Source organism: Hyalangium gracile (assembly GCF_020103725.1).
Classification (GTDB): Bacteria; Myxococcota; Myxococcia; order Myxococcales; family Myxococcaceae; genus Hyalangium; species Hyalangium gracile.
Map to the genome: position 1 here is coordinate 147955 of NZ_JAHXBG010000015.1, position 13366 is coordinate 161320.

Genomic DNA, 13366 nt, shown 5'->3' on the forward strand with positions numbered 1-13366 from the left:
TCAGCGCTTGAGGTTCAGGCCCAGGCGGTAGACGTCCTGGCCGGACCAGCCCGCGCGGCGGGCCAGCTCGGTGCTCAGCGCCTTGAGCTTCTCGCCGCGCGCCAGGCCCTCCTCCAGGGCCCGCCGCAGCTCCTCCTCGGACCAGCGGCGCTCACCGGTGCGCCCCTCCACCAGCACCACCACCTCGCCGCGGGGCTCCTCCGCCCCGTAGCGCGCGGAGAGCTCCGAGAGCGGGCCCCGCACGAACTCCTCGTGCACCTTGGTCAGCTCCCGGGCCACACAGGCGCGGCGATCGCCCCAGGCCTCCAGCAGATCCGCCAGCGTCTCGCCCAGCCGGCGCGGGGACTCGTAGAGCACGAGCGTGGCCGACAGCTGGGCCACCTCCTCCAGCATGGCGCGGCGCTCGGGGCCCTTGCGCGGCAGGAAGCCCAGGAAGTGGAAGCGCCCCGTGGGCAGCCCGGACGCGCTCAGCGCCGCCACCAGGGCCGTGGCGCCCGGCACCGGCACCACGGACACGCCTCGCTCCAACGCCTCGGCCACCAGGCGCTCTCCCGGATCGCTGATGCCGGGGCTGCCGGCGTCGGTGATGAGGGCGCAGTCCTCCCCGGCGGCGATGCGATCGAGGATGCGCCCGGCGCGCTGGCCCTCGGCGAAGGCGGGCAGGCTCACGGTCTCCGGAGCGAGGCCGAAGTGCTCCAGCAGCACGCGCGAGTGCCGCGTGTCCTCGCAGGCGACGAAGGCCACGCGTTTGAGGACCTCCAGGGCCCGGGAGGTGATGTCCCCCAGGTTCCCGATGGGCGTGGCCACGAGATAGAGCGTCCCGGACATGCGTCACATCCCCGCGTCGAAGGCGTTCGGAATGTGCTCCACGGTGGCCTTCTCCCCGTGGCCCACGACCGAGACGACGTCGAAGCGCATCATCTTCTCGCGCAAGTCATGCGCGAAGAGGTAGTGCAGCGCGGCTTTCACCACCCGACGCTGCTTGGAGAAAGACACCGTGTGCGAGGGGTCTCCCCACACGGCCGTGGAGCGCATCCGCACCTCCACGAAGCAGACGGTGTCGCCATGCTCTGCCACGATGTCCAGCTCGCCGTAGCGGCACCGGAAATTACGAGCGCGGATGCGGTAGCCCCGCGCTTCCAGGAAGCGGACCGCCGCCGCCTCGGCCTCGTTCCCATAGCTCCGCCTGTCCACCATCGCCCGTCCCATCCGCCCTCCTCCCATCTCCCATCCAGGCCCGCCCTGACGGGCAGGACATCTATCACAGTACACTGATGGGGTGCGCCGATCCGAGTTAGCACTGGCCCTCATCCTGCTGGTCCTGCTGCCCATGTCCTGCTTCGTCCTCTGGTTCGACATCCAGACGACGTACGACGTCGTGCGGCAGTTCCGCTCCGTGAGCTACCCGAGCGTCCCGGGAACCATCACCGTCAGCGAGCTGGACGCGTTCCGGAAGCCCAAGGGCGGTGGCCAGGCCTACGCCTTCCGGGTGCGCTACACCTACGAGGTCGGCGGCCAGAAGCTCGAGGGCAGCCGGGTCCGCTACGTGACGGGGCGCTCGCGCGAGCACGCCCCCGCGAAGGCCCTGTCCAAGCGCTTCCCGCTGAACGCCCAGGTGCCGGTGTACTACGACGCGGACGATCCCAAGGACGCGCTCCTGGATCCGGGCGGGAACGGACCGGACCTGCTGTACCCCATGTATCCCGGGCTGTTCACCATCCTGACGCTCATCGGCTGGTGCCTCGCGGCGATGATGCGGCGCGAGCCCACGGACATCCCCGAGTTCGAGCGCAACGGCCGCATCCACCTCACGGTGTTCGCCCTGCCCCCCTCCCTCATCGGCGTCTTCGGGGCGGGGATTGCCGTGTTTGTGGGGATGGGCTTCTGGTTCAGCGACTCCGTGTTTCCGATCTCCACGGCCATCACCATCTGGGCGTCCGTGTTCCTCGCCGGAGGAGCCGCGGCGCTCGTGCAGAAGCTTCGCCTGCGCTCGGGTGTGTACGACGTGATCCTCGACGATCAGACGGTCTCCCTGCCCGCGACCCATGGCCGGCGGCGGAGGGTCCAGGTGCCGCGGCAACAGATCGTGACGGTCAGCCTCGATCGCCAGGGCCAGCAGAAGAAGGCCTACCGTCCCACGCTGGAGTTCCTCCACCCGGGCGGAGGCTCTCGCCTCGAGCCCATCGGCCCGTGGATGACGGACCAGGACAAGGCCCAGGCTCTGGCGGACGCGCTGAAGATCCGGCTGAGGCTCATGGAGCGTCAGGCGAAGGCAGCTGCGCCGGCCCGCTCCGCCCGCTGAGCCTCACTCCAGGAAGGTGCGGCGGAGGATGCCCGTGAACGGCACGCGGCAGGCACGCAGCAGCGCCAGGAGTGTCGTCACGGCCCACGGGGACGGCGTCACGAAGTAGCGCTGGGGCGTCAGTCCCGGGAAGGCCTCCTTCATCGCCCGGAGTCGAGCCAGGTACTCGATTCCGGCGAGCTGGCGCTCCATCCAGCGCACCTGGCGAGCCAGCACGGGCGAGCAGCCCTCGGTGTCCACATCGACGAGCGGGCAGAACCCCAGCGAGAGCTGTCGGAGGCCCTCCTCCCTCAGGAGCGAGGCCAGCGTCGAGACAGCCGAGTAGTACACCCCCCACAGCCGGGTCCGCTCGAAGCGGATGAGGTTGAGCAGGTAGCCCTGGATGCGGCCGCCATCGAAGTACGGGTCGAGCACCGCGTAGCCGAACACCTGTCCCTCGGAGCCCTGCCGCAGGACGAACAGGCGGGCGAGCCCGTCATCGTCGAACGACAGCGGGCGGTTGAGGAAGTGCATCTCCACGGGCACCGAGCTCCGGCGCAGGTAGCTGCGAGTGATGGACTCGAGCCTCCCTCGCTCCTCGGCGCTCAGGGTGGCCGGTCGGACCTCGCGAACCTCGAAGCCGCCGCGCGAGGCCTTCTTGAGCGCTCCCCTCACCCTCGGGTGGACCTCCGAGCCGGAGGGGTCGAGCGCCATCACCTTGTCCACCCCCATGCCGCTGACGCGAAACCGGGGGCCTCCGCGCTCGGCCACGAGCATCGCGACGTCCCGGGGCACGTAGAAGAACAGCGGGCTGCGGCGGCTGCTCAGGAAGCGCTGGATCATCTCCGCGCGATCGCCGCTCGCGCAGACGGGAGGTCCGAGCGTCAGGTCGAACCCGAAGGCACGCTGGAAGGCCACATAGCCGAAGGAGGTCTCGAAGTAGGAGAGCCCGGCCTGGAGCGTCGAATAGGAGATCGGATCCGAGCCATGGGCTCGCACCAGGTTGTGCCTCACGCCTGCACCAGAGCTCCGAAGTCGGCGGTCATCCGCTGGGAGTGAGTTTCGTTGACGCTCCGTCCGATGAGCAAGCCCGCCCTGCCCCACCGCCAAGCAAGGGGCCAGGAGGTTGCGGTATCGTTAGAGCACTCACGCCTCGACTCCTTCGGGGCGGTTCAGGGGGAAGTAGTGAAGCGCCTCAAGGTCGGCGTCGTGGAGCTGCTGGCGCACTCGGTCACCACTCCGCACCTGCGCCGCCGCGTCATCGCTCCCGGGACGGCCTCGGTCATGCCGCAGGCCGTGGCGGTCTGGGCGGAGGAGCTCGGCTGCGAGGTGCATTACGCCGTCTGGACCGCGCAGGAGGCGCTCCTCCGGCTGCTCCCCGAAGAGATGGACGTCGTCTTCATCTCCGCGTTCACGCGAGCGTCGTTCGTCGCGTATGCGCTCTCCGGCCACCTGCGCTCGAGAGGCACGGTGACCGTGCTGGGAGGCCCCCACGCCCACGCCTTCGCGGAGCACGCGCGCGATCACTTCGACTACATCTGCCAGGTCACGAATCGCGAGCTGATCGCCGACCTGCTCCGAGCCCCCGAGCGCCAGGAGCGCGGCGTAGTCCTGTCCGCCGACGAGGGCCCCACGGACCTGCCCGGCGTCATCCAGCGCACGCGGTTCATCGACCACTGCATCCAGAAGGGCTCGGGGGTGCTGCGGGTGGTGCCGATGCTCGGCAGCCTGGGCTGTCCGTACACCTGCAGCTTCTGCGTGGACGCGCCCACGCGGTGGCGAGGACTGCCGGTGCAGCCCCTGATCGAGGATCTGCGCCACATCGAGCGCCGCTGGGGCGAGGACACGTTCGTGGGCTGGCACGACCCGAACTTCGGTGTCCGCTTCGATGAGTACCTGGGAGCCATCGAGGCCTCGGCCACGCGGCTGGGGCACGGCGCCCACATGAGCCTGTCGCTGATGAGCGGAGCGAATGCGCGCCGGCTCGGGCAGGCGCGGTTCGGGCTGCTGGGGCCGGGCGTCGAGTCGTGGTTCGACTTCTCCGACAAGTCGGGGCGCGCGCGGCTGCTGGGAGAGTCCAAGGTCCGCCACGTCGCCGAGACCCTGAACACCGTCCAGGCCGAGGTGCAGCACGTCCAGACGAACATGATCGTGGGGCTGGACACGGACCAGGGCGACCTGCCCTGGGAGCTGACGAAGCGGCTCGTGGAGCTCTCCCCGGGCATCTACCCGACGTACTTCCTGGTGACGAACTTCTACAACGCGCCGCTCAGCCGCGAGCTGCACGCCTCCGGACGCACGCTGGCCATGCCGTTCCCGCTGCTGGACACCAACTGCTTCGGCAACGTGCGACCGCTGCACTACTCCCCGACCGAGCTCTACGACCGGCTCATCGATCTGTACGAGTTCGCCTACTCCTGGCGAGCCGTCCTCCGCCGCACGCGAGTGACGCCCGGTGGCTGGGGGAAGGTGGTGAACTTCGGCCGCAGCGTGGACGAGGGGCGAGGCTTCATCGACTTCCACAAGCGCATCCGCGCGCGCCTGGACACGGACCGCGAGCTGCGCGAGTTCTACGAAGGCGCGCGCGAGGCACCGCCCACGTCCTTCATGAACGAGGTGAAGGAGCAGCTCGGGCCCTACCGCGAGCTCCTCCCCGAAACGCTCTTCTGGCCCGAGCGCTACGCCGAGTCGTTCCGGGCCTCCGCCGAGGCAGCCGTGCGAACGATCCGCGAGCCCATGGCAGGCACGGTTCCCCGGGAGCGCGCGGCCTCGTGACGGCGGGCACGAGCCCCGGAAGGCTCATCCGCCTGGCGTCGGGGCCAGCTCCGGCTCCACGGGAAGCTGGAGGCAGTACCGCCCGAAGCCGATGAGCGAGCTGAAGTGAGGATGGAGATCCGCCGGGTACTCGAAGCGACGGGCGGCTCGGGCGAGGTCCGCGAGGTGGCCGTGATACCCGCCAGCGATGGCCGAGAGCATGAACGCCAGAGGGTCCTCCCCGGAGGCAACCTGCTCCGCGGAGCGCTCGAGCAGCTCGAGTCCTCCGGGGTACGACTGGAGCAGCTGCAGGTCGTAGGCAATCACCCCGTCCTCATGGAAGGCGGACAGCAGGTGCCTGACCAACGTGTCCGGAGTGGCGAGCAACCCGTTCCAGACAATCGCCTGCTGCGGGCAGTAGAGGAGCTGCAGCGGCACCCGCAGCGGCACGTAGCCCCAGAGGCTCTGACGGTTGGCGGCGTGCTCGATGGGCGTCTCGTTGAACGCGAACGGCACCATCTCGACGGTGGCGAGCGTCACCTGCTTCGGATGAGGCACCGCGTCCAGCAGCCCATGCGAGACGAAGAACTGGAACCGGGCCTGCCAGCCATCGGCCTGCCACAAGCCGAGCCGATGCCCCAGCTCGAACCACCGCTGCACCTTGGATGTCATGGGAAGTTTGTCGCGCCTGCCCCCCTACTCTAGAACAGGGAGCCATGAGCCGAGAACCCCGCGTGCGGATGTACAGGACGGCGCTCGTCACCGGCGCCTCGAGCGGAATCGGGCGCGGGCTCTCGGCCTGGCTCGCCCGCCGTGGAGTGAAGGTGTTCGGCGCGGCCCGTCGCATGGAGGAGCTCGAAGCGCTCGCGCGGGAGCTCCAAGGACAGGGAGAGATCGTCCCGGTACGGATGGATGTGGCCAACGCCCAGGAGACCCGCGAGGCCATCCGCGCCATCGATGAGCAGTGTGGTGGGCTCGAGCTCGTCGTGGCGAATGCCGCGGTCGCGCCGGAGACGCCCGGGGATGCGCTCGACTGGAGCGCACTGGAGCAGATCCTCGACGTCAACGTGCGCGGGGCCGCCGCCACCCTGAGCGCGGTGGCGGATCGGATGGTGTCGCGAGGAGCGGGCCACCTGGTGGGCATGTCATCCCTCTCGGACGTGCGAGGGATGCCGCACAATGGCGCCTACAGCGCGTCCAAGGCCTTCCTCTCCACCTTCTTGGAGGGACTGAGAGTCGATCTGGCCCCTCGGGGAGTGAAGGTGACGACCATCCGCCCCGGGTTCGTGAAGACGCCCGGCACCGAGGGCAACCACTTCAAGATGCCCTTCCTGCTCGAGCTCGACGACGCCGTCGATCGCATCGGCCGAGCCCTGCTGCGCGGCGTGTCCGAGCACTCGTTCCCCTGGCAGGCAGCCACCGCCGCCAGGCTGTTCCAGGTGATTCCGAACGGGCTCTGGGACCGCGCGGCGCGCGGCTTCGACCCCGAGCGCGAGTAACGCACGAAGGATCCGTGGCATAGTCTCGGGGGAGATGAAGGGGGCAGAGTTGAAGACGAACGCACGGGCGTCATCTGGCGCGGGCCACTCCCCGGATGAGCCGCCGGATCCCTACCTCGAGCGCCTGTGCGAGCTGGCGGCACGCGATCAGTGGAAGCTCGAGGAGCTCGACTGGAGCTCGCTCGATCTCCTGTCCCTCCCTGAGCTGTTCAGGCAGACCGCGGCGGATGGCTTCGCCCAGCTCCTCTGGGGCGAGCGGACCGCGGAGCTCGCGGCGTCGCGCTTGATGGAGCTCCTCCCCGACGGCGCCGCTCGGACGTTCATCGCGACGCAGCGGACGGATGAGGCTCGCCACGTCGCCTTCTTCGAGCGGGTCATCCACCTCCTCGGCTGCGAGGGGCGGACGCGGCCCTCGGTCCAGCGGCTCATGCGCGAGGTGCAGGAGGCCGAGACGCCCGAGGAGCTGATGCTGGGCATGCAGATCCTCATCGAGGGCATCGCGCACTCCCTGTTCCTGGAGGCCGCGCGAGTGGTGGGCTCCTTCGGAGAGGGAGACGAGCTCGACCGGCCGCTCCAGGCGCTGAAGACGGTGATCGGCGGGTGGATGCCGCGGCTGCTGGCGCGCGACGAGAGCCGTCACATCGCGTTCGGGTTGCACGCCCTGCGCCAGAGCATTCCCCGGCTCGACCGCGCGGAGCGCCTCCGTCTCGAGGAGAAGGTGACGCTCTGGGGAGCGCTGGTGCTCGAGCAGGCGCGAGATCCGGACCTCGTCTACGGCGTCGGCGTGGATGGCGAGGAGGTCTGCCGGCGGCTGATCGACGATCTGAACCTCCGCATCGGTCAGGTCGGGCTCGAGACGCGGATTGCGCCCTTGAAGGCGGCGTGATGGGCACCGAGCACCTCCTCCAGGAGCGGATCGGCTTCTTCGTCCAGCACGGCTACCTGAAGCGCGTGCCGACGCCATGGCAGGTCAAGGTGGGCTGGTTCGCGATGCTCCCCGTCACCCTGAGCGAGAGCGATCGGGAGCGCGAGCGCAGCCGGAGCACGCTGATGGGTCAGGTGCCGATCCGCGTGCCGCTGCAGCTCCTCTACAACCCGCGACAGCTGCTCGTGGACACGGGGCTCACCAGCCGCCCGGAGCACATCATCCGGCACGTGCTGAGCGTGTACCACGAGGATGCATTCCTCGGTTACGACCTGCAGCTGCTGCAGTCCCACCCGGGCGGCCTGGCGCTGCTGCGCGAGGAGGCCACCAAGGTCGTCGAGGGCAGGACGCTCTGGGCGCCCTATCTGCGCAAGCTGGTGGGCTGGCCGGGCTACCACGCGCGCCTGGCCGAGCTGACCGAGGACGCCGAGCGCTTCATCTATCCGGACCCGCTGGACGTGGATCCGCGCTTCGCGTCGCTCGTGGGCTTCGCGGAGTTCTGTAACTCGATGCCCGACTGGCCCGAGCGTGGGTTCTACGGCTTCGATCTCGAGAGGATTGTCTCCCGGTGGAAGTGAAGCCCGGCGATCTGGAGGCGTGCGATCCGGAGTTCCAGCGGCGCCATGCCGGCTGGATCACGCGCGCCCTGCACACCTGGTTCCGGGTCGACGTGCGAGGCATGGAGCACCTGCCCCAGGGTCCGTTCGTCGGCGTGGGCAACCACGGCGGCGCGGCCCTGATTCCGGACACGCTGGTGTGGGTGGGCACGTACCACACGTCGGGCCGCAAGCCGCCGCTGGTGACACTGGCCCATGACGGGATGTTCGACGCGTACCCGCGGCCGCTCGCGAGCGCCCTGGCGAAGCTCGGGGCCGTGCGAGCCCGGCGGGAGATCGCGGTCGAGGCGCTCCGCCGAGGCTACGCGGTGCAGGTGTACCCGGGAGGAGACCACGACGCGTGCAGGAGCTTCTTCCGGAGGAACGAGATCGTCTTCGCCGGACGCAAGGGCTACGTCGAGCTGGCGCGTGAGGCCGGCGTGCCAATCGTGCCGGTGGTCTCGGTGGGCGGGCACGAGGCGCTGATCGTCCTCTGGGACGGAGTGCCGCTCGCGAGCAGGCTCGGACTGGACCGCCGCTTCCGCCTGAAGGCGTTCCCGCTGACCTGGAGCCTCCCGTGGGGGCTGTGGCTGGGGCCGCTGCCGGGTTACCTGCCGCTGCCCGCGAAGATCCGCGTGCGAGTGCTGCCGCCGATCTTCCCCGAGGGTGACGACATCGACGCAATTGACGCCCGCGTGCGAGCATCCATGCAGCACGCGGCCAACGAGCTGGCGAGGGAGCAACGCTTCCCATGGATCGGATGAAGCTCTTCAGGTTCGACGAGGCGCTGGACGTGAACACGGCGACGGAGCGCGAGCTCGGGGCGCGGCTGGAGCGGCTCTGGGACAAGGAGCCGCTGCTGCGTCCGCGGCCGGAGATGCATGACTACCAGCTCACCTACCCGCCCGCGGTGCAGATGGAGAAGCGCGAGGGGTACCGACGCGCGCCGAGTGACGAGGAGTACCTGCGCGACGCGGTGGGCGCCTTCGACGCGGCCGGCTACTACTTCCACTTCGGCTTCTGCAAGTACCGCTGCCGCTACTGCTTCCACTACGAGCTGCTGACGAAGCACCAGGACGCGCTGATGGCGCGGTATGTGGATGCGCTGTCGCTGGAGATGCGGCGCGTCCGCGAGCTGACGCCCACGATCAAGCCCGCGCTGTTCTTCCTGGGAGGCGGCACGCCCACGGCGCTGCCCACGTACCTGCTGGAGCGGTTCCTGCGAAACCTGCTGTTCCACTTCGGGCCACCGGCGACGACGATGAGCACCGTCGAGGCGAAGCCGGTCACGGCCTCGGACGACAAGCTCCAGGCGCTGGTGCAGGCGGGCTTCCGGCGCATCAACCTCGGGGTGCAGACGCTGGACCCGGAGCTGTACGCCTTCCACCACCAGAAGGAGGAGATGCGCGTCGCGCTCGACGCCATCGAGCGGGCCCGGCGCAGCGGGTTCGAGTTCATCAACATCGACATCATGACGGGGCTGGAGCGCCAGACGCCCGAGTCCTGGCGGAAGACGCTCGCGGAGCTGGAGCGGCTGGCGACGAGCGGCGCGGTGGACAGCGTCTTCATCTACCCGTACCACGACGATCCGCGCAGCGGCACCTACGGCAAGCCGGGGGCGGTGCCCTCCTTCGTGCAGACGGCGCACAGCGACGCGCAGGCGCGGGCGCTCTTCACGCGGCTGGGCTGGAAGGAGCTGGGAGCGCGGTTCTACCGCTCGCCCCGGCACGTGAGGCGCGAGCTGTTCGAGCTGGCCAGGGTGCGCGTGAACCCCGCGTATGGCGAGGTGCTGTACCACGGGCTGGGAAACTCCAGCTTCTCGATTGGCGACCGGGCCACGTTCCTGAACCACCGCGACGTGAACGACTACTGCACGGCGGTGGAGAAAGGCGGGCTGGGCATCGCGTACTGGCGGACGCTGGATGATTCTCAGCGGGCGACGCGGGATGTGACGTTCGACCTGCTCTACAGCCCGTTCACGCGGGTGCGCTCGCGCGCGAAGAAGTATGGCGCGGAGACGATGGCCCACCATCGCAAGCAGCTCGAGCGCTGGGCGGAGCTGGGGCTGGGCGAGGAGAACCGGCTGCTCGGCACGTTCTCGCTGACGCCCCTGGGCAAGCTGGTGCACCAGCAGATGCTCCCGCAGCACTACCTGGCAGAGGATCGCCGCGAGTTGGACGAGGCCATGCAGCAGCGCCAGCAAGCAGGCCGGCGCTACCGCGGCTACTGACGCCAGACCACCACATGACACGCATCATCGAGGACACCCTGCAGTGTTTCGTGTGCGGCGCGAAAAGCCAGCAGCGACAGCTCGCCAGCACCCACGAGCACGGCTCCCCCGACCTGGACGGCAGGCCCGCGGAGGAGGCGCGCTCGACCATGCCCGAGTGGGTCCAGACCTGTCCCCGGTGTGGATACTGCGCGCCCGAACTCTCTCGGGGCCACGAGTCCTCACGAGCCCTGGTGCGCAGCCCGGCTTACCAGGCGCAGCTCCGCGCACAGGACTCCCCGTTGCTCGCGAACCGCTTCCTCTGCGCGGCGATGGCGTGTGACGCGGCAGGGCGGGACGTGGATGCCGCCCATCACCGCCTGCACGCGGCCTGGGTCGCGGACGATGAAGGAAGGCCCGAGCTTGCCCGCCAATACCGCTCCGCCGTCGCGGACGCGTTGCTCGCTCGACGAGAAGCCCTACGCGCATGGAGGGCGGGCGATGGCGACTGGAAGGGCGCCGAAGTGACCTTCCTCGTGGACGTGCTGCGCAGAGCCGGCCGTTTCCAAGAGGCCCTGCGCGAACTGGAGAACGCGCTCCAGAAGGGAGTCTCCAGCATCGTCCGGGAGATCCTTCGCTTCGAGCGCTCGGCCATCGAGCGGGGTGATGCGGGAGGCCATCGCCTGGCCGAAGCCCTCTCTGGTTCCGTCCTGCGCGAGGATCCGCGCGACGACGACCCTCTGCTCGGCTACCTCCTCTCGCACTGCGGCGACTTCGTTACTCCACAGGAGAACAAAGCAGCCTTCACCGGAACGCTGCGGACACCCGAGGGCGAGCGCTGGGCCACGGATGATCCCCAGGTGCTGACGCTGCTGGCCCACGGAAAGAAGGCCTTCACGGCCGCTCTCGAGAAAAGGTTGCTCGCGGACCACCCGGACAAGGTCGTCATCAACCGCTGCCCGAAGTGTGGCGGCATCGCCCGGACGCCCAAGGCCCGGCAGTGCCGCTTCTGCCACCACTCCTGGCACGACAAGCGCTGAGCCGGGAGGCTCGACCCGCCGAGGACCTGTTCCGAACTGGTATGACAAGCATACCGGTTCGTGCGGACCGAGCCCGACGAGGCGCCTCCCGGGCCGCGCTCAGATGTTCACGGTCCCCTCGGCCAGCTGCGGCAGGCCGGGGTGGTTCGTGACGAGCAGCACCTGAGTCAGCGTGCCCAGGTGCTTGAGCATCCGGCCGATCAGCGGCAGCTTCACCTCGTCCATGCCGGCGAACGGGTGCTCCAGGATGAACGGGTACTTCACCCGGGCGCTCACCTTCTCCACCACCGTCATCCGCAGCGCCAGGTAGTACATGTCCATGTCTCGAGGAGGGATCTCCCCCACCCCGAGTTGCTGGCCCGGCACGAACACCGAGCCCAGGCCGTCCTTGTCCCACTCGACGCCCAGGTAGCGCCGATCCGTGAGGGCGCTCAGGTACTGGGTGCACCGGTCCCGCAGCAGCCCCGCCACCGTGGGCACGTCCATGGACAACAGATCCGCGGCCACCTTCATCAGCACCGGGGACGGGTCCTCCATCGGCCCCGAGGCCGCCCCCATGCCAGGATCCGCGGCTCCCGCCGCCATGGGCACCGCTCCGGACTTCGCCAGCGCGATGGACTCCTTCGTCCGGGAGAGCTCCCGCTCCACCTCGCGCAGATCGCGCACGAACGAGCCCTTCTTCCCGATCTCCGCGTTGAGCTGCTCGATCTGCTCCTTGATGGAGTCGCGCTGCTGCCCCGCTGCCACGTACTCCGGATCGGACTCCATGGCCGTGAGCTGATCGCGCAGCTCGGTGAGCCGCTGCTCCAGCAGCCCCTTGCGCTCGAACATGGCGGGGATCTCCTCGGGCGTCTCCACATCGAGCGCCTTCAGAGCCCTGCGCACCGGCGCGGCATCGACCTCGAACTCCTCGAGGATCTTCTTCTCGCGCGCGGAGAACATGCCCTCCTTGCTGCGCACATTCGACGTCTTCGACAGATCGTCCACGTACCGCAGCGCCACCATCGCCGCCCACCCGAAGGCGGGGATGTCCAGCAGCGTCAGGTAGCGCCACCCCGTGTCCAGCACCGCGCCCAGGATGATGCCCATCAGCAGGAACAGCGATCCGGCGCCCACCCCCACCCAGAAGAGGGGGTTCTTCTTCAACGGCTCCACGGCCACGGGCGCCGCCTGCGCCTCCTGCTCGCGCTCCTGCGCCAGCCGGTTCAGCGCATCCTCCCGCCGAGCCACCGCCTTGGGGTAGCGCTCCACGCGGGTGAGGATGTCGGCCGGCAACCCCAGCGACTCAGGCGTGGGCGCCGCGTTCCACGCGTTCTCCGCGTCGCGCACGGCCACCCGGAGGCCCTCGGTGCTCTTCAGCTTCCGCTCCACCTCGAAGAGCTGCGAGTTGAGGCCGTCCAGCTTGAACTGGAGATCCTCCATCACTCGCGACTTCACGAGCTCCTCCTCCAGCTCCTTGAGCTTCGCCTCGGCAGCGGGGATGTCCTCCGCGGGCGCCACGGCCTGGGTGCTGGCCAGTCCAGACAAGGAAGGGTTGCTGCCCAGGGCGGGCATGCCGGGATGACTCCCGCCCACGCCCGGCAGCGACGGACGCTTCAGATCCGGCTTGGAGGTGCGCACCCGTGGCTTGCGTGAGGGCATCTGCCCGGGCGTCAGCGAGTACACGTGCTCCCAGGCCGTGCGCGACGGCAGGCCCACCTGCGCTCGCAGGAACTGGGCGATCTCCGTCGAGTCCTGGGACACCAGCTCCGGCGGTTGGCCCGGCGCCGTCTGCTTGTGCAGCGTCCCCACCCCGCCCAGATCCCGCAGCAGGCGGTAGGTGAGGTTGTCCTGGCCCACCAGGGTGAGGGCCGCCTTGGCGGCCTTCTGGCCCTGTGCCGCGAACCGGGCGTCCTCGCCGCGCCCATCGGCATACAGGAGCGCCAGCGAGAGCGCCGCCAGCGGGCTGATCTCACCACCGGGCGGCTTGAGGACGAGGAAGCCCTGCTTGAAGGGGAAGCGGCCCTGCGGGGAGAAGCCCCGGACGTTCTGGACGGCGACCTCGGTGAAGTGCATGCGCGGC

The 13366-nt window shown here is 69.4% G+C and carries 13 protein-coding genes; 8 read left to right on the forward strand and 5 right to left on the reverse strand.

Going from position 1 to position 13366, the window contains the following annotated elements; all coding sequences use genetic code 11:
* Entirely contained in the window at positions 1–828 is an 828-nt protein-coding gene (rsmI, locus tag KY572_RS28360) for a 16S rRNA (cytidine(1402)-2'-O)-methyltransferase (RefSeq protein ID WP_224246112.1), read from the reverse strand.
* Between the two features lie 3 nt (positions 829–831).
* Positions 832–1209 (reverse strand): YraN family protein, encoded by a 378-nt coding sequence (locus KY572_RS28365; protein WP_224246113.1) that lies wholly within the window; start codon positions 1207–1209, stop codon positions 832–834.
* A gap of 70 nt (positions 1210–1279) precedes the next feature.
* On the opposite strand from KY572_RS28365, the gene KY572_RS28370 reads away from it, so the two are divergent.
* Positions 1280–2302, forward strand: coding sequence for a DUF3592 domain-containing protein (locus tag KY572_RS28370; protein ID WP_224246114.1), 1023 nt, complete (start codon positions 1280–1282; stop codon positions 2300–2302).
* Between the two features lie 3 nt (positions 2303–2305).
* On the opposite strand, the gene KY572_RS28375 is transcribed toward KY572_RS28370, so the two are convergent.
* Positions 2306–3295 carry a phosphatidylglycerol lysyltransferase domain-containing protein gene (locus tag KY572_RS28375; protein ID WP_224246115.1) on the reverse strand — a complete coding sequence of 330 codons (990 nt, stop codon included), beginning with the start codon at positions 3293–3295 and terminating at the stop codon, positions 2306–2308.
* Positions 3296–3466: 171 nt separating this feature from the next.
* Between KY572_RS28375 and KY572_RS28380 the strand changes: the two genes are divergently transcribed.
* A complete protein-coding gene (locus KY572_RS28380; RefSeq protein ID WP_224246116.1) occupies positions 3467–5056 on the forward strand; it encodes a B12-binding domain-containing radical SAM protein in 1590 nt (529 codons plus the stop codon).
* Positions 5057–5080: 24 nt separating this feature from the next.
* Here the strand turns inward: KY572_RS28380 and KY572_RS28385 are convergent, their stop codons facing one another.
* A complete protein-coding gene (locus tag KY572_RS28385; protein WP_224246117.1) occupies positions 5081–5707 on the reverse strand; it encodes a hypothetical protein in 627 nt (208 codons plus the stop codon).
* Positions 5708–5751: 44 nt separating this feature from the next.
* Between KY572_RS28385 and KY572_RS28390 the strand changes: the two genes are divergently transcribed.
* The 6 genes from KY572_RS28390 to KY572_RS28415 are packed head-to-tail and all read left to right on the forward strand — an operon-like array spanning position 5752 to position 11304.
* Positions 5752–6534: an SDR family NAD(P)-dependent oxidoreductase gene (locus KY572_RS28390; RefSeq protein WP_224246118.1), complete on the forward strand. Its 783-nt coding sequence runs from the start codon at positions 5752–5754 to the stop codon at positions 6532–6534.
* A 49-nt stretch (positions 6535–6583) separates the two neighbouring features.
* Positions 6584–7420: a ferritin family protein gene (locus KY572_RS28395; RefSeq protein WP_224246119.1), complete on the forward strand. Its 837-nt coding sequence runs from the start codon at positions 6584–6586 to the stop codon at positions 7418–7420.
* Positions 7420–8037 carry a hypothetical protein gene (locus KY572_RS28400; RefSeq protein WP_224246120.1) on the forward strand — a complete coding sequence of 206 codons (618 nt, stop codon included), beginning with the start codon at positions 7420–7422 and terminating at the stop codon, positions 8035–8037. Before KY572_RS28395 ends, KY572_RS28400 begins: the two co-directional genes overlap by 1 nt.
* On the forward strand, positions 8028–8819 hold the full coding sequence (locus tag KY572_RS28405) for a lysophospholipid acyltransferase family protein (protein ID WP_224246121.1): 792 nt from the start codon (positions 8028–8030) through the stop codon (positions 8817–8819). The genes KY572_RS28400 and KY572_RS28405 overlap by 10 nt, the downstream gene beginning before the upstream one ends.
* Positions 8816–10285, forward strand: coding sequence for a radical SAM protein (locus KY572_RS28410; protein ID WP_224246122.1), 1470 nt, complete (start codon positions 8816–8818; stop codon positions 10283–10285). The genes KY572_RS28405 and KY572_RS28410 overlap by 4 nt, the downstream gene beginning before the upstream one ends.
* Positions 10286–10299: 14 nt before the next feature.
* Complete coding sequence (locus tag KY572_RS28415; RefSeq protein ID WP_224246123.1) at positions 10300–11304, forward strand: hypothetical protein; 1005 nt, start codon at positions 10300–10302, stop codon at positions 11302–11304.
* Positions 11305–11403: 99 nt separating this feature from the next.
* Here the strand turns inward: KY572_RS28415 and KY572_RS28420 are convergent, their stop codons facing one another.
* A complete protein-coding gene (locus KY572_RS28420) occupies positions 11404–13359 on the reverse strand; it encodes an ATP-binding protein (RefSeq protein WP_224246124.1) in 1956 nt (651 codons plus the stop codon).
* Positions 13360–13366: the final 7 nt, after the last annotated feature.